17 protein-coding genes are annotated in these 19,792 nt (G+C 61.1%); 4 read left to right on the top strand and 13 right to left on the bottom strand.

Features of this window, described 5'->3' with window-relative positions; genetic code table 11:
* Positions 1–57: 57 nt before the first annotated feature.
* Positions 58–2,370, top strand: coding sequence for a 5-methyltetrahydropteroyltriglutamate--homocysteine S-methyltransferase (gene metE / locus ACYZT8_RS23790; protein WP_461976427.1), 2,313 nt, complete (start codon positions 58–60; stop codon positions 2,368–2,370).
* A 238-nt stretch (positions 2,371–2,608) separates the two neighbouring features.
* A complete protein-coding gene (locus ACYZT8_RS23785; RefSeq protein ID WP_461976425.1) occupies positions 2,609–3,640 on the top strand; it encodes an alpha/beta fold hydrolase in 1,032 nt (343 codons plus the stop codon).
* Positions 3,641–3,828: 188 nt separating this feature from the next.
* On the opposite strand, the gene ACYZT8_RS23780 is transcribed toward ACYZT8_RS23785, so the two are convergent.
* On the bottom strand, positions 3,829–4,188 hold the full coding sequence (locus ACYZT8_RS23780; protein ID WP_461976423.1) for a DUF6124 family protein: 360 nt from the start codon (positions 4,186–4,188) through the stop codon (positions 3,829–3,831).
* Positions 4,189–4,757: 569 nt separating this feature from the next.
* Between ACYZT8_RS23780 and ACYZT8_RS23775 the strand changes: the two genes are divergently transcribed.
* Positions 4,758–5,423, top strand: a complete 666-nt coding sequence (locus tag ACYZT8_RS23775) for a DsbA family oxidoreductase (RefSeq protein ID WP_461976421.1) — start codon at positions 4,758–4,760, stop codon at positions 5,421–5,423.
* 156 nt (positions 5,424–5,579) lie between these two features.
* On the opposite strand, the gene ACYZT8_RS23770 is transcribed toward ACYZT8_RS23775, so the two are convergent.
* The 6 genes from ACYZT8_RS23770 to ACYZT8_RS23745 form a co-directional block, all read right to left on the bottom strand.
* Positions 5,580–6,968: a sigma-54-dependent transcriptional regulator gene (locus ACYZT8_RS23770; protein WP_461976419.1), complete on the bottom strand. Its 1,389-nt coding sequence runs from the start codon at positions 6,966–6,968 to the stop codon at positions 5,580–5,582.
* Positions 6,958–8,730 (bottom strand): sensor histidine kinase, encoded by a 1,773-nt coding sequence (locus ACYZT8_RS23765; protein WP_461976417.1) that lies wholly within the window; start codon positions 8,728–8,730, stop codon positions 6,958–6,960. The genes ACYZT8_RS23770 and ACYZT8_RS23765 overlap by 11 nt, the downstream gene beginning before the upstream one ends.
* Entirely contained in the window at positions 8,727–9,854 is a 1,128-nt protein-coding gene (locus ACYZT8_RS23760; RefSeq protein WP_461976415.1) for a GNAT family N-acetyltransferase, read from the bottom strand. The genes ACYZT8_RS23765 and ACYZT8_RS23760 overlap by 4 nt, the downstream gene beginning before the upstream one ends.
* Positions 9,855–10,083: 229 nt before the next feature.
* Positions 10,084–10,962: an alpha/beta hydrolase gene (locus tag ACYZT8_RS23755; protein ID WP_461976413.1), complete on the bottom strand. Its 879-nt coding sequence runs from the start codon at positions 10,960–10,962 to the stop codon at positions 10,084–10,086.
* Positions 10,959–12,353, bottom strand: a complete 1,395-nt coding sequence (locus ACYZT8_RS23750; protein ID WP_461976411.1) for an aspartate aminotransferase family protein — start codon at positions 12,351–12,353, stop codon at positions 10,959–10,961. Before ACYZT8_RS23750 ends, ACYZT8_RS23755 begins: the two co-directional genes overlap by 4 nt.
* Positions 12,346–13,044 carry an MtnX-like HAD-IB family phosphatase gene (locus tag ACYZT8_RS23745; protein WP_461976409.1) on the bottom strand — a complete coding sequence of 233 codons (699 nt, stop codon included), beginning with the start codon at positions 13,042–13,044 and terminating at the stop codon, positions 12,346–12,348. Before ACYZT8_RS23745 ends, ACYZT8_RS23750 begins: the two co-directional genes overlap by 8 nt.
* Before the next feature lie 218 nt (positions 13,045–13,262).
* On the opposite strand from ACYZT8_RS23745, the gene ACYZT8_RS23740 reads away from it, so the two are divergent.
* Positions 13,263–14,024, top strand: coding sequence for a MipA/OmpV family protein (locus tag ACYZT8_RS23740; protein WP_461976407.1), 762 nt, complete (start codon positions 13,263–13,265; stop codon positions 14,022–14,024).
* A gap of 154 nt (positions 14,025–14,178) precedes the next feature.
* Here the strand turns inward: ACYZT8_RS23740 and ACYZT8_RS23735 are convergent, their stop codons facing one another.
* The 6 genes from ACYZT8_RS23735 to aauS all read right to left on the bottom strand — a co-directional run bounded on the left by ACYZT8_RS23735 (position 14,179) and on the right by aauS (position 19,684).
* Complete coding sequence (locus tag ACYZT8_RS23735) at positions 14,179–14,577, bottom strand: DMT family transporter (protein ID WP_461976405.1); 399 nt, start codon at positions 14,575–14,577, stop codon at positions 14,179–14,181.
* Between the two features lie 10 nt (positions 14,578–14,587).
* Positions 14,588–14,962, bottom strand: coding sequence for a DMT family transporter (locus ACYZT8_RS23730; protein ID WP_461976403.1), 375 nt, complete (start codon positions 14,960–14,962; stop codon positions 14,588–14,590).
* Positions 14,959–15,879 carry an arginase family protein gene (locus ACYZT8_RS23725; RefSeq protein ID WP_461976401.1) on the bottom strand — a complete coding sequence of 307 codons (921 nt, stop codon included), beginning with the start codon at positions 15,877–15,879 and terminating at the stop codon, positions 14,959–14,961. Before ACYZT8_RS23725 ends, ACYZT8_RS23730 begins: the two co-directional genes overlap by 4 nt.
* Positions 15,880–16,119: 240 nt before the next feature.
* Positions 16,120–16,449 (bottom strand): GlpM family protein, encoded by a 330-nt coding sequence (locus ACYZT8_RS23720; protein ID WP_461982599.1) that lies wholly within the window; start codon positions 16,447–16,449, stop codon positions 16,120–16,122.
* 8 nt (positions 16,450–16,457) lie between these two features.
* Positions 16,458–17,738, bottom strand: coding sequence for a two-component response regulator AauR (aauR, locus tag ACYZT8_RS23715; protein WP_232252234.1), 1,281 nt, complete (start codon positions 17,736–17,738; stop codon positions 16,458–16,460).
* A gap of 44 nt (positions 17,739–17,782) precedes the next feature.
* Positions 17,783–19,684, bottom strand: coding sequence for a two-component sensor histidine kinase AauS (gene aauS, locus ACYZT8_RS23710; RefSeq protein WP_461976399.1), 1,902 nt, complete (start codon positions 19,682–19,684; stop codon positions 17,783–17,785).
* Positions 19,685–19,792: the final 108 nt, after the last annotated feature.

Below are 19,792 nucleotides of genomic sequence, written 5' to 3'. Positions count from 1 at the left end.
TCTCATGTTGGGTTGGCTGTCGACAATAGCGCCATCTTTTACAGGGAGAAATTCACCATGGCTCTGGCCCACACACTTGGTTTTCCGCGCATCGGCGCTGACCGCGAACTGAAAAAAGCCCTCGAATCCTACTGGAAGGGCGACCTCGACCAGGACGCGCTGAAAAGCGTCGGCCGCCAACTGCGCGCCACCCACTGGCAATTGCAGAAAGACGCCGGCATCGACCTGCTGCCCGTCGGCGACTTCGCCTGGTACGACCAGGTGCTGACCCATTCCCTGACTTTCGGTGTGATCCCCGAGCGTTTCGACGGTGCCAAGGACTCGCGCGGCCTGCCGACCCTCGACACCCTGTTCGCCATGGCCCGAGGCGCCACGGCTGCCTGTTGCGGCGGTGAACACAGCAAAGCGCAATACGCCCAGGAGCTGACCAAGTGGTTCGATACCAACTACCACTACCTGGTCCCGGAATTCACCGCTGACCAGCAATTCAAACTGAGCTGGGAACAGCTGTTCGACGAAGTCGACGAAGCCAAGGCGCTGGGCCACAACGTCAAGCCGGTGATCATCGGCCCGCTGACGTACCTGTGGCTGGGCAAGGCCAAAGGCAACGAGTTCGACAAGCTCGACCTGCTGGAACGACTGCTGCCGATCTACGGTGAAATCCTCGGCCGCCTCGCCGCTCAAGGCGTGGAATGGGTGCAGATCGACGAACCGATCCTGACCCTCGACCTGCCGCAAGAATGGAAAAACGCCTTCGAACGCGCTTACCACATCCTTCAATACTCGCCGCTGAAAAAGCTCGTGGCGACCTACTTCAGTGGCCTGGAAGACAACCTCGGCCTGGCGGTCGGCCTGCCGGTGCAAGGCCTGCACATCGACGCCGTGCGTGCGCCGGATCAACTCGGCCAGGTGCTGGATCGTCTGCCGACATACAAAATTCTCTCGGTGGGCCTGGTCAACGGCCGCAACGTCTGGCGCTGCGAACTGGAGCAAGTCCTCGCGCAACTGCAACCGGCGCAAGAGCGTTTTGGCGACAACCTGTGGGTGAGCAGTTCCTGCTCGCTGCTGCACAGCCCGGTGGACCTGGAACGCGAAGACAAACTCGACCCAGAGTTGAAAAGCTGGCTGGCCTTTGCGGTGCAGAAGTGCGGGGAAATCGCCGTGCTGCGTGATGCGCTCAACGATCCGCAATCGCCCAAGGTGCAAACCGCCCTTGCCGAGAGCCGTGCGATCCAGGCCAGCCGCGCCGAGTCACCGCGTATCCACAAAGCCCAAGTGCAGGCACGGATAAACGCCATCATTGAGAAGGACAGCCAACGTCATTCGCCGTTTGCCAAACGCATCGAGCAGCAACGTGCGCGCTTGAAACTGCCGGCGTTCCCGACCACCACCATCGGCTCGTTTCCGCAAACCGGTTCGATCCGTCTGGCACGCCAGGCCTTCAAGCAAGGCAAGCTGTCGGCCAACGATTACACCGACGCCATGCACAGTGAAATCCGCCACGCGGTGCAAGTTCAGGAACGCCTGGGCCTGGACGTGCTGGTGCACGGCGAAGCCGAACGCAACGACATGGTCGAGTACTTCGCCGAGCAACTGGATGGCTACCTGTTCACCCGTTTCGGTTGGGTGCAGAGCTACGGTTCGCGCTGCGTCAAACCGGCAATCATCTACGGCGACCTGAGCCGTCCGAACGCCATGACCGTTGACTGGATCACGTATGCACAGAGCCTGACCGACAAGGTCATGAAAGGCATGCTCACCGGTCCCGTGACCATGCTGATGTGGTCGTTCCCCCGCGAAGACGTCTCGCGCAAAATCCAGGCGCAGCAATTGGCGTTGGCCCTGCGTGACGAAGTGGTCGACCTGGAAAACGCCGGCATCAAGATCGTGCAAATCGACGAAGCCGCGTTCCGCGAAGGCTTGCCGCTGCGCCGGGCGCAGTGGCAGGAGTATCTGGACTGGGCGGTGGAGGCCTTCCGCTTGAGCGCCTCCGGCGTGCGGGACGAAACCCAGATCCACACCCACATGTGCTACAGCGAATTCAACGACGTGATCGAGTCCATCGCGGCGATGGACGCCGACGTGATCACCATCGAAACCTCGCGTTCGGACATGGAATTGCTGGAAGCCTTTGAAGCGTTCGACTACCCGAACGACATCGGGCCGGGGGTCTATGACATCCACTCGCCACGGGTGCCGGACACGGCGGAGATGGTCAAGTTGATGAGCAAAGCCGTTAAACGCATTCCGGCCGAGCGGTTGTGGGTGAACCCGGATTGCGGGTTGAAGACCCGGGCGTGGCCGGAGACTGAGGCGGCGTTGGTCAACATGGTGGCGGCGGCGCGGCAGTTGCGCAGTCAGTTGGCCTGATTTGATCTGATCGTTCCCACGCTCTGCGTGGGAATGCAGCCCGGGACGCTCCGCGTCCCTGCCGAAGCGGACGCGGAGCGTCCATTGAGGCATTCCCACGCAGAGCGTGGGAACGATCTTCTGTCCGAATACGACCGCTCGGCAATCTTCATCAAACTGTCACGTAACTGTGGCAGCGCGCTTGATCAAACATCATCAAACTCGCGCTCTACTGGGGTTCTGCGTTTCGGTGTTTTTCATGCGTGCTTTGTTTTTATCGGCGGCCATTCTTCTGACCGCGTTATTCAGCCTGCCGTCCTTGGCGGCTTCGCGTTGCGATGTCAACGTTCCCACCCAACAGGCCGATCTGGCGCAGGTGAGCCTGGCGTACCAGAGCATCGGCCGTGCGTCCGACCCGGCGTTGCTGCTGGTAATGGGCCTGGGCGGGCAGTTGATTCACTGGCCTGACGAGGTGGTGGTCGCGCTGTGTCAGCAGGGTTTTCGGGTGATTCGTTATGACAATCGTGACGTCGGCCTGTCGACCTGGCGGCAAGCGCCCGTTGACGCCAACCTGACCTTCGAAGTGCTGCGCTACAAACTCGGTCTGCCGGTGTCGGCGCCGTACACCCTGACGGACATGGCAGACGATGCCTTTGGTCTGATGGATGCGTTGCACGTTGAGCAATTCCACGTCTTGGGCGCGAGCATGGGCGGGATGATTGCCCAGCACATGGCGGCAATGGCGCCGCAGCGGGTCGAGAGCCTGACCCTGATCATGACCAGCTCCGGGGCCGAAGGCTTGCCGGCGCCGAGTGCGGCGTTGGTGCAGTTGTTGTCCCGTCGTGGCGCACCGAATCGCGAAGTGGCGCTGGAACAGCAGGCGGATTTGCTGGCGGCGTTGGGTAGCCCGACCGTGAGCGATGATCGGCAGGCGTTGCTGCATCAGGCGGCGCTGTCTTATGACCGTGCGTTCAACCCGGAAGGCGTGAAGCGCCAGATCATGGCGATCCTGGCTGAGCGCAGTCGTGTGGCATTACTCAACCAATTGCGCGTTCCGACGCTGGTGGTTCACGGCACTGCCGATCCGCTGTTGCCGGTGATGCATGGCGTGCACCTTGCCGCACATATTCGCGGCAGTCAGTTGAAGCTGATTCCGGGGTTGGCGCATCGATTCCAGGAAGCGTTCAAGGCACCGTTGCTGGCGGCGGTGTTGCCGTACTTGCAGGCCCATCGCGAAGACACTTCGCATTGGGCGCAGATTGATCCGGTAGCCACCCCAAATCTCCTGTAACCCCCAATCAAACCTGTGGACAAAACCCTGTGGCGAGGGAGCTTGCTCCCGCTGGGCTGCGAAGCGGCCCCAATCCTGCGCATGCGGTGTATCAGGCAAACCACATTGGCTGATTTTACGACTGCTGCGCAGCCGAGCGGGAGCAAGCTCCCTCGCCACAAAAGCTCCTCACTCACCGTGGAGTTTGGTTATGTCGATGGAACGAAGTTATCCAGCATCCGGTTCACCGCCAGTTCACCCAGCATCACCGACTGCTGAATGCCAAGCACAGTGTTGCGCTGCGGGCCTTCCAGCAACCCGGCGAAATCACTGAGCATGACGCTGGCTGACGCCAGTGATTCACAGGCGTTGGCCAGCAGGGTTTCGTGATCGATGTCGGGGGCGATGGTGTAGATGGTGCTGGGCCGGCGTGGAGTGTCTTTGGGGATGACCGGTTTGAGGTAGTAATCGAGGGCGCGGTCGGCGGCTTCGTTGAGTTTTTTGGAGTCCGGGGCTTCGTAAGGCGAAACGTCGTCGGTTTCCGGTGGGTTCGGAGTAAGTTTGAACATAAGTAAATCCTCAGGTTGAGCCGCATTCATCTCGCTACTAAACGAAGAGGGAGGCAGCTGTGCGCAAGTTAGTAGACCGGGAGGATTCAAAACCGGCGCGCCCGAGGGCGCCAAGCGCACAGCCGCCATCGAATGCAGGCACAAACCTGACTGAATGACACTTGTGCAGCCGTCAAAACCTACCCGGGCTACTAAACCCGATCACTGGGAATCAGTGACACGAACCAAGTTACCGACGGCCCCCAAGGCGCACAAGCCGGCGGATTCTGACGTGGTTGTAGGCGACGGCGCAAGGCGCTGTAGCTTTCAGGAAGTAACCTTAAACAGAACTAAACACACCCTCCAAAACACCACTAAACCCTGTGGGAGCGGGCTTGCCCGCGATGGCGGCGTGTCAGTCGCTATCTACTTTTCTGATACACCGCCATCGCAGGCAAGCCCGCTCCCACAGGAATAGTGGAATGGCTGAAACCTCTGTCCCACAGGGAATGCAGCAACGGCTCCCACCTCAGTGCTGTCAGGTGTATCGTTCAAACTTTCCGCCGTCTTTCCAGCCTGCGAGGTGAATGATGAGTACCCCTTTGAAAATCGATTTCGTCAGCGACGTGTCTTGCCCGTGGTGCGTGGTTGGCCTGTATGGCCTGACCCGGGCGCTGGAAGTGCTGCGTGATGAGGTCCAGGCCGAGATCCGTTTTCAGCCGTTCGAGCTGAACCCGAAGATGGGGCCGGAAGGGCAGAACATCACCGAACACATCAGCGAAAAGTACGGCTCGACCCCTGAGCAATCGCAGAAGAACCGCGAGATGATCCGCGCCCGTGGCGCCGAGGTCGGGTTTGCGTTTCGCACCGATGGCAACAGCCGTATCTACAACACCTTTGATGCCCATCGGTTGCTGTTTTGGGCGGGGCTGGAAGGGTTGCAGTTCAATTTGAAAGAAGCGCTGTTCAAGGCGTATTTCACCGATGGCGGTAATCCGTCCGATCACCAGCAGTTGGCGCAGATTGCTGAAAGCGTCGGGCTGGAGCGGCAGCGGGCGGCGACGATTCTGGCGTCCGATGAGTTTGCCAAAGAGGTGCTCGAAGAAGAGCAGCTTTGGCTGTCGCGTGGGGTGAGTTCGGTGCCGACGGTGGTGTTTAACGGGCAGTATGCGGTCAGTGGCGGGCAGCCGGTTGAGACATTCGTCGGAGCGATTCGGCAGATCATGAGCGAATCAAAAGGCGGGACCGTGAGCTAATTACCGGGAATGCTTCTGTGGCGAGGGAGCTTGCTCCCGCTGGGCTGCGAAGCGGCCCCAATGTCAGCACCGTTGTAGCCAGGCAGACCGCATTCGCTGGATTTACGACTGCTGCGCAGCCGAGCGGGAGCAAGCTCCCTCGCCACAGGGGGGCGGTTACCTGACGATTTTGTCTACGTGGATGCCCAGTTTTTTCAGGCGATACCAGAAGCTGCGCTCGGAGATCCCGATCAACTGCGCCGCTGCGGCCTGCACGCCATTGCTCTGTGCAAGCGCCGCGAGAATGTAGGCCTTTTCGACCTCGGCCAACGCCGCTTCCAGATCCGCCGGCACGTTGCCTTCGGTGATCAGGGCACCGCTGCTGCCAGCGTTTGAGGCAAACAGATAAGCCGGCAAATCTTCCTCTTCAATCACCGCCCCCGACGCCACAATCGTCGCTCGCTCCACGCAGTTTTGCAGTTCGCGAATATTCCCCGGCCACGAGTAATTGGCCATCGCCTGCAAGGCTTCCGGGCTGAACCCGGTAAAACGCTTGCCCGCTGCACCGCCCAGGGTGTGAGCAAAATGCCGGGCCAGCGGCGCGATGTCTTCCGCCCGTTCGCGCAGGGCCGGCAGGGGGATCGGGAACACGTTGAGGCGGTAATAAAGGTCTTCGCGAAACTCCTTGTTCGCCACCGCGTCCAGCAGGTTCTTGTTGGTCGCGGCAATCACCCGCACATCCACTTTACGCTCGCGCGGATCGCCCACCGGTTCGATCACCCGTTCCTGCAACGCCCGGAGGATTTTCGCCTGCAAGGCCAGCGGCATTTCGCCGATTTCATCGAGAAACAATGTGCCCTTGTCAGCCTGCATGAAACGCCCGACCCGATCCGCCACTGCGCCAGTGAACGCGCCTTTGCGGTGGCCGAACATTTCACTTTCCAGCAACCCTTCCGGGATCGCCGCACAGTTGACCGCGACGAAGGGTTTGTCGGCGCGGTTGCCATGTTTGTGGATCGCCCGGGCGACCATTTCCTTGCCGGTGCCGCTCTCGCCGGTCAGCAGAATCGTCGCGTTGCTTTCGCGCACCGAATCGATGGCGTGCAGCACCCGGCGGAAGCTCGGGCTGTCGCCGATCAGGCTGTCGATCTGCTGATGCTCATCGAGCTCGGCGCGCATGCGCTGGTTGTCTTTGAGGATGTCGCGAAATTGCAGGGCCTTGCTGACGGTGATGTCCAGTTCGTCGATGTCGAACGGCTTGGCGATGTAGTCGAAGGCGCCGTTGCGCATCGACTGTACGGCGTTTTTCACCGTGCTGTAGGCGGTCATGACGATCACTGGCAGCTGCGGAAAACGGCTTTTGATTTCCGCCAGCAATTGCGGGCCGTCCATGCCGGGCATGCGCCAATCGCTGATCACCAGGTCGATGTCCTCGCACTCCAGCACCTTGAGTGCGTGCAGGCCATTGCCGGCGGTGAACACCACAATGCCGTTCTGACCCAAGGCCGATGCCAGCAAGTCGCAGAGCTTGGGCTCGTCGTCGACCACCAGTACGTTATGTGTCATCGCTGCCCTCGTCGAAGTCTTCACCGTTGGCCGGAATGTACAGCGTGAAGGTGGTCCCGGCATCTTTTTCACTGACGCATTCGATGCGCCCGTCATGACTTTCCATGATCGAGAATACCTTGGCCAGCCCCAGGCCAGTGCCCGAGGCCTTGGTGGTGACGAACGGTGTGAAGATCCGTTCGAGCATGTCCGGTTCAATGCCCTGGCCGGTGTCGCAGACACTGATCACGGTGTAGTGCTCGTCGCTACTGATGCCGACCGTCAGCCGCCCGCCGTCGGGCATGGCGTCGATGGCGTTGACGATCAGGTTCAGGCCGGCCTGCTTGAGTTGTCGCGCATCGGCGTGAAGGGTTGCGCCGGGGGTCTGATCGTCGATGCGCACATCGATGTTGTGGCTGGCCAGTTCCGGGGCGCAGAAGCCGATCAGTTCATCCACCAGCGGTCGCGCCGCTTGGGTCGAACGCATCGGCGCGCTGGGCTTGGCGAAGTCGAGGAAATCGGTGATCAGGTCGTTGATGCGGCTGACTTCACTGACCACGTATTCCAGGTGACGCTTGTCGGTCTCGGGCAAATCGGCTCGCCGGTGCAGCAATTGCGTGGCGGTTTTGATGATGCCCAGCGGATTGCGGATTTCATGGGCCAGGCCCATGGCGACTTCGCCCAGCGCATGCAGTCGGTCGCGGCGGCGCAGTTGCGATTCCAGGTGCTGCAACTCGGCGAGGCGTTCGCTCATGTGGTTGAAGGTGCTGCTCAGTTCCGCCAGTTCGTCGCCGCCGGTGACCGGCAGGCGCTGGCGGTAATCCCCGGCAATCACTGCTTGCACGCCTTTGGACAGCCCGCGCAACGGCTTGGTCAGGCGCTGCGAGACAAACCAGCCGACCGCCAGGGACGCCGCGGAACTGAGCAGGAAAATCAGGATGAACAGGTTGCTCTGGTTCACCAGCCCGACCAGGCTGGTGTGGCGCAACAGACCGCTGAAGATCACGCCTTGCAGTTCACCGCTTTCGTTGAGGATCGGCCGGTAGATGCCGCTGTAGCGATTGGTGAATTGTTCTATGGGTTGTTTGGTGTTGCGCAGGATCTGTTCGATTTTTTCCGGCACGGCGGCCGGGTGATCTTCGAAGCGCTGGGTGGAGAAGATCTCCGAGAAGTCATTGGCCTTGGCCAGGTACAGGCGCAGGTCGAGGGAATGCACATCGGCGACGCTGGTGAGAAAACTGCTGTCCAGGTAAGTGGCGATCACCAATTTGTAATCGACGCCGTCCTGATCGGTCTCGAAGGTCGACACCACGGTGCCGGTTGCGACGCCGCCGACTTGCAGGGTCTGCAACACCGCTTTCGGCTCGGTGCTGATTTGCCGGACGATGTCATCGGCGGCGGTGCTGAACACCACTTTGTGATCGCTGTTGCGCACCAGCGCCACGACATCGATGCCCATGGAGTCGGCGATGTCGCTGGTCAATTTGTCGTGTTTGCTCGACAACCGATCTGTGGGCGGGCGCGTGTAGCGCAGGAACAACTGCGCGGCCCGCGCGTTATCCCGCAGGATCTCGCTGATCTCGTCCTCGACGATCTTGGTCGATTCCTGCAGCCAGATCCGCACGTTGCTGTCGAAAATCTGCGACAGGGTGGTGGCCGCCAGTTCAGCCGCGATCATGGTCGGGATCACGCTGACCAGCCAGAACGCGAGCACCAGCTTGCGCTGCAGGCTCCAGCCGGAGAGGGCGAAAGGTCGGGTGGTGGCGCGTGGGTCTTTGGTCATCGTGCTTCGCTTATCGCAGCAGCCATGGCGGAATCGGAACGGTCCGGTCGAATGAACATTTTCACCCATCGCAGCAGGCCGTCGAGCACTCGGTTGCGGTGGCGGAAAAACACGGTGTTGCCGGTAAACGAGCAACCCAGGCGCAGCTTACTGGCATAGCCGGCCTGACCGCACGCGTAGATCGGGATGCCGTGTTCAATACAGTAGTCGACATTGGCCAGCCAGCTGCGCACGTACAGGTTGTGATCGCGGGTTCGGCTCAGGTCATGGGCGAAGAATTTATCGACCAGGCGTTGCTCGTCCAGCAGCACCAGGTTGAACGCGACCAGCTCTTCGCCGACCCAGTAGAGCACGCACGCGGCGCGTTGATCGAGGTGTTCAAGGACCTGGCGAAAGTAGCCCGGCGGCAGACGTTCGAAGGTCAGGTCGCTGCGCTCAAGGGTGGCTTCGTACAGCGCCATCATTCGCGGCAGCAGGTCTTCGACAGAACGCCGCCATTCGATGCGCGGACCTTGCCCGCGCAAGGTACGGCGCAGGTCTTTACGCGTGGATTTGCCGAGGGTGCCGAGGTACGCGTCCACGGAGCCAAAACGGATCGGCAGTTCGGCGCTGGGCAGACCGGGCATGCTTTGCAGGCCGGCCTCCTGGCACACCTGCAACCACTGCGGGTCCCGGTGGGACGCATCCTTGACCGCCAGCAGACCGATGCCCGCCTGATCGGCGTCGTTGCGGGCCAGCGTCAATAATTGCTCAAGCAAGGTGGGTCGCCGGGCGGGGTCGATCTGGCGTGCGGTCCCGACATGGCATTGTTCGGCCACCGGCGAACCGAGGGCGTACAGGCGTACGTCGAACAGCCCCGGCCACCAGCGACGCAATTGTTCGGTGACGCGTTTGCCGGGACCCTGAACCGTGGTGTCCAGCGAATACGAAGTGGTGAACGCTACCGCGGCGGCGACCAACACCTCGTCTTCGTACAGCGCCAGATAACGCCACTGAAAATCAGCAATGCCCGCCTGTTCAACGGCCCGGTAATAATCCCAGTCCTCCAGTTCAGCAGGGAAACAGTCATTCCAGGCACCGCGGTCGATGGCTTCGATCGTCGAAAAGGCAAGGGCAGTGATCACATCGTTTCCTTAAAATTTACCCACGGTTTTCTCCATCGCCCGACTCCCACAACGTTGCGTCGTTACGCAATTCATGTAGCAGCTGGCGAAGCCTGCGTTCGGCTGCGAAGCAGTCGTAAACCCTGACAACTCGGTTTGTCTGATACACCGCAGCGCATGATTTTACGGCTGCTGCGCAGCCGAACGCGGGCTTCGCCAGCTGCTACAGGGATCGTGTGAGGTTCGTCTGTCAGGCCAGCTGTCGGTAGTCCTGGCGCACGGGTTGCGGGGCGGATACCTGTTGCATGAAACGGTGCTGGATAAAGTCCGCGCTCAGCTCCACGACACGGCGGTATTGCAGGTCGACGGTGATCATGTGGTAGCAGTCGTCGAGCAGAATCTTCACCACCGGGCCGCCGAGTTTGCGTTCCACATAGTCAGCGTTCCAGCGGCTGGTGATGTCGTCTTCCCGTGAGTGCAAAACCAGCGCTTGAGTGGTGATCTGCGGCATGCGTTTTTTCACCGCGGCCACCAGCCGATGCAGTTCCCGGACACTCACCCCGGACATGGTCAGCAGCCCGGCATTGCTGCTTTCACCGGCCTTCATCTGCCGTTCGACAATGGCGCGCAAGCGTTCGTCCTTGATGCCGAACGGTGATTTTTCGTTGAAGCGACACAGGTGCACGCCATACGGAATCGCCATCAGCAACGGCGTGAGCACGGCGACTTTGGGCATGTTCCAGCCGTCGTAGCGCAGGGTGGTCGAGTACAGCAGCAAGCCTTCGATCTGCCCCGGATGCTCGGCGGCCAGGTACATCGACAGCACCGCGCCCATCGACAAGCCGCCGACGAACACATGCTGGTGTTTGCGCCGAACACCGATGAAGGTGTTGCGCGCGCTCTCGTACCAGTCGCGCCACCCGGTAGCTTGCAGGTCGGCGTTGTCCCCGCAGTGGCCGGCGAGTGTCGGCACGTAGACCGTGCAACCGGCCTTCGCCAGGCCCATGGCCACCCGACGCAGTTCGGTCGGCGTGCCGGTGAGGCCGTGGATCAACAACACCGCGACCTCCCCGTTGCCGAGAACGAAACCGGCGCTGCCTTCGCCCATGTCGATCTCAGGCTGGCTCATCTTTTCATCGCCCGGTGCAGCAAACGGTCGAGGAGTGCGATGCCCAAGTCGATTTCCGGGTAGCTGATTTCCAGCGACGGCGCGAGGGTGATCACGTTCTTGTAGTAACCGCCCACATCGAGGATCAGGCCCAGGCGTTTGCCGTCGATTTCGATGTCGCCCTTCATGCCTTCTTCGACCATGAAATCCAGTGTTGCCTTGTCCGGCGTAAAACCGTCCGGCCCGCAGATTTCACAGCGCAGGGCCAGGCCCAGACCGTCGACGTCGCCGATGATCGGGTAGCGTTTCTGCAAGTCTTTCAGGCCTTCGAGGAAGTATTTGCCCTTGTTCATCACCATTGCGCCGTAGTCGACTTCGCTGGTCATCTTGAACATTTCCAGGCCCACCGCCGTGCCCAACGGGTTGGAGGCGAAGGTCGAATGGGTCGAACCCGGCGGGAAGATTTTCGGGTTGATCAGCTCTTCCTTGGCCCAGATACCGCCCAATGGATTGAGGCCATTGGTCAGCGCTTTGCCGAAAACGATGACGTCCGGTTTGACGTCGAAGTGCTCGATCGACCACAGTTTGCCGGTGCGGTAGAAGCCCATCTGGATTTCATCAACCACCATCAAAATGCCGTGCTGATCCAGCACATGCTTGAGTTCGCTGTAGAAGTTCATCGGCGGAATCACGTAGCCTCCGGTGCCCTGGATCGGCTCGACGTAGAACGCGGCGTATTCACTCTGGCCGACTTTCGGGTCCCAGACACCGTTGTATTCGGTCTCGAACAGGCGGGCGAATTGCTGCACGCAATGGCTGCCGTACTCTTCCTTGGTCATGCCTTTCGGGCCACGGAAGTGGTACGGGAACGGGATGAAATTGGCGCGCTCGCCGAAGTGGCCGTAGCGGCGGCGGTAGCGGTAGCTGGAAGTGATCGACGAGGCGCCGAGGGTGCGACCGTGGTAGCCGCCCTCGAAGGCGAACATCAGGCTTTTGCCGTTGGTGGCGTTACGCACGACTTTCAGCGAGTCCTCGATGGACTGCGAACCGCCGACGTTGAAGTGCACGCGACCGTCGAGGCCGAATTTCTTCTTCGCATCCACGGCGATCATTTCCGAAAGCTCGATCTTGCCTTTGTGCAGGTACTGGCTGGCGATCTGCGGCAGGGTGTCGATCTGCTGTTTCAGCGCGTTGTTGAGGCGCGGGTTGGCGTAACCGAAGTTGACCGCCGAGTACCACATTTGCAGGTCGAGGTAGGCCTGGTCTTCGGTGTCCCAGACGTAGGAACCTTCGCAACGGCTGAAGATGCGTGGCGGATCGATGTAGTGAACGGTGTCGCCGTAGGAGCAGTATTTGGCTTCTTTATCCAGAAGGACCTGGTCTTCTGCGGTGGCGATTCGAATATCAGACATGGTGGAAGAGTTCCTGTGTTTCTACATTGAAAGAGGTGGCGTTGGCGGCGTTGGCGCTTGGCAGCAGGGCCAGCAACGCAGGCAGTTCGGCGAAGCTGTCGAAGCGTGCGTAGGCGATGCCGTTGCGCTCGCAGTGCTCGGCCAGGCGATCCTTGGCGAACACGAAATCGGCGGTGGACGCCACGCACATGTCGGACTGGCCGTCGCCGATCACCAGCACCCGTTTGGTGCTGGGGGTGGATTTGCATTTGCAGTTGCCGGAGGCGGCGCGGCAGGCGTCGCTGGCATGCGGGAAGTCGATGCGCCAGCTCTGGTGGTCGAGTTGGCGCAAGCGGTTGGCGAGGATCGGCAAGAGGCTGACGTAGTTGCGCGCCAGGATCCGTGCGATGCCTTGCTCGATGCCGTCGCTGACCACTTCAAGGGACGCGCCGAGGCCGATGACGTGGTCGACGAAGTCGGGGAAGTCCGGATCGATCTCGATGGTGTCGAAGAATCCGAGCAGCTCGGAAGGTGTGGCCTTGACCAGCGAGAGCTGGCGGCTGAGGCATTCACGGGAACCAATGTCGCCCGCCCGCCACTCGTTTTCGATCGCTTCCCAGCTCGGGTCGGCGAACCGTTGGAGGATGCTGTCGATCACGTCGGTGCGGGTGATGGTCCCGTCGAAATCACACACGATATGCCAGTCATTCATCTCGGTACCTATTGGGCAGAATGCGCTGTTTGCGCTTGCCAAGGGGGTAGAGCAGGGACTGTGCCAACCGGGTTTGGCCCAGTGGGGCTGGGGTTTTTGCGTGTGTGGGTGTCGGCGAAGCTACAATTTTTGTAGGTCGCTACAAACAACATGAGTGCTTGCGTGGGAAGTGAGATTCGGGGATTGATGCGCGCATATCCAGCTCAAGGAATTGCCTCATGTCGAGGATTACTGTTGCTCTATTCGCCGCGCTGACGTGCCTCTCGGCCAACGTTTCAGCGGACGGCATTACCGGTGAGGCAGGGGTTGGCCTCAGCTATCAGCCACACGATCCGACCGGCAGCCGCTACGAAACCCGACCGGTGCCGTACCTCGATCTCGATTGGGGCGATGTCAGTCTCAGTACCGATGACGGGCTGACCTGGGACGCGTTGAACGCCAAGGGTTTTAGCGCCGGACCGTTCGTGAATTACCTGCCGGGGCGCACCTCCAACGGCGAGCTGCATGGCTTGCGCGACGTACCGGACATGGGCGAAGTGGGCGGCTACGTGCAGTACGCGCCGGCTGATTTCTGGCGGGTGTTTGCGTCGGTCGGGCAAGCGGTGGGCGGGCGCGGCGGCCAGGGCGGGGTGCTGGGGCGCGTCGGCGGGGAGGTGGGTTATCCACTGGGTGGCGGGGTGATTGGCAGCTCCAATCTGACCGCGCATTTTGCGGATGCCCGGCAGAATCAGACGTTTTTTGGAGTGAGTGGCGAAGAGTCTCAGGCTTCAGGGATACGCCCGTATAACGCCGGTGGTGGATTGCAGAATGTGGCGTTGACCCAGAGTTTTGAGTTCCCGCTGGCGCCGCAGTGGTCGTTGCTGACGAGCGCGAGCTGGATTCACCTGACGGGGTCTGCGGCGGACAGCAGCATTGTCAAAGAGGTCGGGGATACCAACCAGGGTGAAGTGCAGGCGGCACTGGCCTACAAATTCAACTGAGCACTTGTGGCGAGGGAGCTTGCTCCCGCTGGGCTGCGAAGCGGCCCCGAAACCTGATAACTCGTTCCTCCAGGAGTACCGCGTTAGCCTGTTTTACGACTGCTGCGCAGCCGAGCGGGAGCAAGCTCCCTCGCCACAGGAGTTGAGGTGATTTTCAGGTTTCTTCGCCTTCGGCCAGCAACGCAATCCCGCCCATAATCACCGCCACCCCCACCCAGTGCAGCACACTGATCTGCTCCCCCAACCCCAGCCACGACCCGAGCAAAACCCCGACAAACACCAGCGAACTCAGCGGAAACGCCAGGGACAAACTGCTGCGTCGCAAGATCAGCATCCACACGAAAAACGCGCCGATGTAGCAGGCAATCGCGAACCACACCCCCGGATTAACCGCCACGGCCAGCAGCCATTGCAGGTTGAAATCCATCTGTCCCAGCTGATCACCACCGACCTTGGTGGCGATCTGGCCGGCGCTTTCAAAGCCGATCAACAACGCCCACAGCACCACCGTACCGAGGCGCTCTTGCAGCCAGTCGGTCTTCCCTCTGATCATCGATTGAACCTCATGCATGGGTGACACACACGAGCATCACGCCCGCCGTAATCACTAGGGTGCCGAGCCAGCGCCGATGGCTGACGGTCTCGCCGAGGATCAGCTTGCCGGCCAGCACCACGCCGCAGTACGCCAGCGCCGCCGCCGGAAATAACAGACTCAGAGGCGCCCGGGACAGGGCTTCGAGCCAGACGAAAAATTCGATCACGTAAGCGCCGATCCCGCACCACAACAGCGGCGCGTTGAACACCTGGCCCCAGAACGCATTCAGGCGAAAGCCGCCTTCGAGTTCCGGCAAACGGTCCAGGCCGAGCTTGAAACAGAGCTGGCCGATGACGTCCAGCACAATGGAAAACGCCACCAGCACAATCACGGTGTAGGTCATGGAAACAACTCCTCGAACAGATCGATCAACGCTTGATTGGTCGCCGAATTGCGCAGCAGATCCGCTTCGCTCCAGCGTTCGGCCGGGGGCTGGTCGGACTTGGCTTCCCAGCGTTTTAGTGCGTTGCTGAAGGCCGGGTGGGCGTACTCGCCGCAGATGTCGATGCCGATGATTCGCTTGCTGGCGGCCAAGGCCCTGATGGCTTGCAACAAATGGCTCAGGCGCATGCCGCCCTGATCCCAATTGGTTGCCGCGTCCTCGCTGGACAACACATCCTTGTCGAGGGTGATCCACACCGCGCGAGTGGGCAGGCTGGCGATCATCTGTTCAAGAAACACTGGCCAGTCAAGCTCCGCCAGATTGCGCCAGTGCAGCAGGTTTTCCTGCTGTTGATGGCCGGCGCCGTCACCGACCCGCCCCCACACTTTCGAGGGAGCGTGCTGCCACGGAAACAGCTGCAACACGCCGCGCTTGAGCGCTTTTACATTGCCGCCCTTGAGCTGCGGATTTTGCAGGTCGTCGCTGCACGGGCCGAGGGTGACGATGCGTTGGACTTTCGGCAGTTTCAGCGCCTGATTGACCCACGAACCGCAATGCCGGCGCGGCGCGAAGCGGACCCAGTCGGGATGGTTATCGAAATGGATCAGGCTCACCGGTTCCGGCAAATCAGTCAGGAAGGCCGGGGTCAGGTGGTGGTAATCGCCGGAGCCGACGAAGAAGATTTCCGGTTGCGGGCCACTGTGGCGTGGCCGTTGCTGCAAGCGTTCGGCGAAGCGCCGCCAGGTCCGTTCGCTGGACCACAGGCGCAGTTTCGGGCCGAGGTCGAGCAAGTCGAGGCGTTTCGCACGGCCGCTTTCCAGCAGCCACTTGATGGGCGCCTGGGCCGTCAGGCTGTGGTCGAGATCTAAAATGTTCAAGGTCGCAATTCACCCTTGGCAGACCCTCCCAGACACCGGCTTCATCGATCATGAAGGCCGGCCGAGGGGGCTTTCGGGGGTAAATGCAAGGGACGGGCCAGCCACGAAACGCTGGGATGATGATCGTTCCCACGCTCCGCGTGGGAATGCCTCAAGGGACGCTCCGCGTCCAGTGACGCGGAGCGTCACGGGCTGCATTCCCACGCAGAGCGTGGGAACGATCACACAACCCAGCGCGCCTCAGGCGTGGAGGCGGACCCAGACGGTGACGAGGATGGTGGCCGCCATCAGCCATGCGACGGCCGCGACTGCCAACGAAGCTTCCAACCGCATCCGGTCGACCATCACATACAACGTCGCCAGATAGACGAAGTACGGAATGATCGACCACATCCCGAACACGATGGTGGTCTTCAAATCATCCAGCGAACGTCCTTTGCCGACGATGTAATGCGCAATCAGCGCAAAGGTCGGAAACAGCGGCACCAGGCCTGCGATGTAATAGTTTTTGGTCTTGGCCAGTGCAGCCAGAATCACCACGACAGCCGCACCCAGCGCCGCTTTCAGCATCAGGTCCATCAGTGGCTCAACCCATACTTTTTGACTTTGTCGAACAGCGTGGTCTTGGCCATCCCCAGTTCCAGGCTGGCCTGGGTCAGGTTGCCGCCGCTGCGTTGCAACGCGTCGCTGAGCAAATTGCGTTCGAACGCTTCCACCGCTTCGGCGAAGGCCAGGCCCTGATTGCTGCCGCTGGCGCCGGACTTCTTGAACGCCGGCAGGCCGAGGGCAAAACGTTCGGCAACGTTACGCAGTTCGCGCACGTTGCCCGGCCAGTCGTGGCTCATCAGGTTCGACAGGGTCTGGTTGTCCAGGTCCGGCACTGCGCGGTCGAAGCGCAGGGACGACTGCTGCAGGAAATGTTCAAACAGTTGCAGGATGTCTTCGCGACGTTCGCGTAGCGGTGGCAATTCGAGGGTCACCACGTTCAAGCGGTAATACAGGTCGCTGCGAAACTCGCCGGCCTTGCTCGACTCGTCGAGGTCGGACTTGGTCGCGGCAATCACCCGACAATCCACGGCCACGCTCTGGTTCGAACCCAGGCGTTCAAGGGTGCGTTCCTGCAACACCCGCAGCAGTTTGATCTGCAAGGGCAGGGGCATGCTTTCGACTTCGTCGAGGAACAGCGTGCCGCCGTCGGCGTGTTCGATCTTGCCGATGCGCCGTTTGCCAGCACCGGTGAAGGCATTGGCCTCGTGGCCGAAGATCTCGCTTTCGAACAGGTTCTCCGGCAGGCCGCCGCAGTTCAGCGCGACGAACTGTTTGGTGTGCCGACGGCTGAAGTCGTGCAGGCAGCGTGCAACCAATTCCTTGCCGGTGCCGGTTTCGCCCTCGATCAGCACGTTGGCCGACGTATCGGCGACGTTGGCAATCAGTTCGCGCAGATTCTGCATGGCTGGCGAGCGACCGATGATCCGGCCTTCAAGGGAGTCCCGCTCCGCCAGTTGCCGGCGCAACGAAGAGACTTCCCGGGCCAGGCTGCGTTGCTCCAGCGCGCGACGGGCGACATCCACCAGGCGTTCCGGGGAGAAGGGTTTCTCCATGAAGTCATAGGCGCCTTTCTGCATCGCGCCGACGGCCATGGAGATGTCGCCGTGACCGGTGATCAGCACCACCGGCAGGCTGCGGTCGCGGGCCTTGAGCCGGGTCAGCAATTCCAGGCCATCGATGCCCGGCAGGCGAATGTCGCTGATGACGATGCCGGCAAAGTTGTCGCCCACCCGTTCCAGCGCTTCTTCGGCGCTGCCCACGCCCACGCAGGGAATGTCTTCCAGGGTCAGCGCCTGTTGGCAGCCGAGCAGCACATGGGGGTCGTCTTCGACGATCAGCACACTAAGGTCGTTGTTCATATTGGCTCGGCGTGAGTGGGGCTTACCAACGGTAAACTGAGGACGAAGGTGGTGCCACCGCTGGCCGGGTGTTCGACACCCAGATGCCCGCCGGTGGCGGCGGCCAGGCTGGCGGAAAGGGTCAGGCCGAGGCCCAGGCCCTGTTCGCCGGGTTTGGTGGTGAAGAAGGGTTCGAACAAGTGCTTGCGCGCTTCGGCGTCGATTCCGTGGCCGTTGTCGCGTACCCGCAGGCGATATTTGCCATCGAACTCCTCGCCTTCCAGCCACAGCTCGGGCAAAGGTTGAGCCTGCATGGCGTCGAGGGCGTTGCCGATCAGGTTGACCAGAATCTGCTCGAGGCGGGTCTGGTCGATCTGCACCTGCACATCATTAAAGTCACGATGCACTTGCAGATGCGCGCTCTCCACGCGACCGCCCAGCAGTTGCAAGGCAGCATCCATCGCTTTGCCGAGGCTGGCCCGGCCTTTGTCGTCACCGCGACGGGCGAAGGAACGCAGGCTGGCGGTGATCCGGCCCATGCGGTCGATCAATTCGTTGATGGTCTTGAGGTTGGTGCTGGCGACGTCCAGTTGACCGCGTTCGAGAAAGCGCACGGTGTTGCCGGACAAGGTGCGCAGCGCCGCCAGCGGCTGGTTCAGTTCGTGGGCAATGCTGGTGGACATCTGACCGATGGCCGCGAGTTTACCGGCCTGCACCAGTTCATCCTGGGCGCGGCGCAACGTCTCTTCGGCCTGACGCCGTTCGCGGATCTGGCCTTTGAGGCGTTCGTTGCTGGCACGCAGGTCGGTGGTGCGTTCGGTAATCCGACGCTCCAGTTGATTGTTGGCTTCCTGCAGGGCTTCACGGGCGGCGAGGCGGGTGGCGATCACTTTGCGCCGCTCGTTCCAGGCGATCAGCAGGAACGCCACGAGGGCAAACGCCACCGCCACCAGAATCCCCTGATTGATCGCTTCACGGCGTAAATCCTGGAGCGGCGTGAGCAAGGTGAAGTTCCACGGGGTGTCGCTCAAGGGGCGGGTTTGCGAGAGGTAGCTGATGTCCTCTTCATCTGATTCCACTTCGCTATTGGCGGGGAAGGTCAGTTTTTCCTCGCCTTCGGCCAGTTTTTCCCGGGCCAGCGGCTGCAATTCGTTCAGCGGGAACCAGTAGTACTGAAGACTGCGAGCCAGTTTTTCCTTGGTTTCGTCGCTCAATGGCACAACCGACTTGAGTCGTCGCGCCGGATCGCTGGAGAGAATGATGATGCCGTTCTCGTCGCTGACGAAGGCTTCGAGGCGTGCGCGCTGCCAGCGTTCTTCCATGGCTTCGAGGCGCACCTTGACCACCGCGACGCCGATGATCTTGCCGTGTTCTTCCAAGCCGTGGGCCAGGTAGTAACCGGGTTCGCCGCTGGTGCTGCCGATGCCGTAGAAGCGCCCCGGCTGACCGCGCACGGCGTTCTGGAAATAGGCGCGAAAGGACAGGTCTTCACCCAGGTAACTGTCAACATCACGCCAGTTGCTGCTGGCCATGACGCGGCCGGTGGTGTCCATCACGTAGATAGCCCGACTGCGGCTTCGCCGGTTCAGGCCTTCGAGGTAGTCGTTGACGGTCTGCCGGTGTTCCGGTGACGGGTCGGCCAGCAGTTTTGAAACACTGGATTCAAGTTCCAGCAGGCTGGGGAGGTAGGTGTACTTGCTGATCTCGCTCTCGACGGCGCGGGCGTGCAGTTCTAGCTGACGCTGGCCGTTCTCGCTGAGGCTGCGAATCCCGTAGTGTTCACTGACCCAGAAGCCGAGGTAACCCAATCCGATCATCAGGGCGATGACCAGCGGTGGCAGGAACAGATGGCGAATCAGACGGGGTTTCACGGCGAGTGATGGCGGCGCGGCGCGATAGAGAGTGGGGTCGCATTTCATCACAGATGCCTTGGGTCAACCACAACACAAATCTCAAGACCACCACCGCCCCCTGTAGGAGCCGGCTTGCTGGCGATCGCATCACCGCGGTTAACCTGAAACACCGCG

Source organism: Pseudomonas sp. LB3P93, assembly GCF_054898025.1.
The sequence above is the reverse complement of the archived record's forward strand: the minus strand, read 5'-3'. Positions and strand labels throughout refer to the sequence as shown.

Excerpts from the sequence above, each read along its gene's own strand:
- ACYZT8_RS23775 (WP_461976421.1), top strand. The coding sequence starts at position 4,758 with ATGAGTACCCCTTTGAAAATCGATTTCGTCAGCGACGTGTCTTGCCCG.
- ACYZT8_RS23785 (WP_461976425.1), top strand. The coding sequence starts at position 2,609 with ATGCGTGCTTTGTTTTTATCGGCGGCCATTCTTCTGACCGCGTTATTC.
- ACYZT8_RS23765 (WP_461976417.1), bottom strand. The coding sequence starts at position 8,730 with ATGACCAAAGACCCACGCGCCACCACCCGACCTTTCGCCCTCTCCGGC.
- metE (WP_461976427.1), top strand. The coding sequence starts at position 58 with ATGGCTCTGGCCCACACACTTGGTTTTCCGCGCATCGGCGCTGACCGC.
- ACYZT8_RS23740 (WP_461976407.1), top strand. The coding sequence starts at position 13,263 with ATGTCGAGGATTACTGTTGCTCTATTCGCCGCGCTGACGTGCCTCTCG.
- ACYZT8_RS23745 (WP_461976409.1), bottom strand. The coding sequence starts at position 13,044 with ATGAATGACTGGCATATCGTGTGTGATTTCGACGGGACCATCACCCGC.
- ACYZT8_RS23750 (WP_461976411.1), bottom strand. The coding sequence starts at position 12,353 with ATGTCTGATATTCGAATCGCCACCGCAGAAGACCAGGTCCTTCTGGAT.
- aauS (WP_461976399.1), bottom strand. The coding sequence starts at position 19,684 with ATGAAATGCGACCCCACTCTCTATCGCGCCGCGCCGCCATCACTCGCC.
- ACYZT8_RS23735 (WP_461976405.1), bottom strand. The coding sequence starts at position 14,577 with ATGATCAGAGGGAAGACCGACTGGCTGCAAGAGCGCCTCGGTACGGTG.
- ACYZT8_RS23730 (WP_461976403.1), bottom strand. The coding sequence starts at position 14,962 with ATGACCTACACCGTGATTGTGCTGGTGGCGTTTTCCATTGTGCTGGAC.
- ACYZT8_RS23720 (WP_461982599.1), bottom strand. The coding sequence starts at position 16,449 with ATGCTGAAAGCGGCGCTGGGTGCGGCTGTCGTGGTGATTCTGGCTGCA.
- ACYZT8_RS23755 (WP_461976413.1), bottom strand. The coding sequence starts at position 10,962 with ATGAGCCAGCCTGAGATCGACATGGGCGAAGGCAGCGCCGGTTTCGTT.
- ACYZT8_RS23780 (WP_461976423.1), bottom strand. The coding sequence starts at position 4,188 with ATGTTCAAACTTACTCCGAACCCACCGGAAACCGACGACGTTTCGCCT.
- ACYZT8_RS23770 (WP_461976419.1), bottom strand. The coding sequence starts at position 6,968 with ATGACACATAACGTACTGGTGGTCGACGACGAGCCCAAGCTCTGCGAC.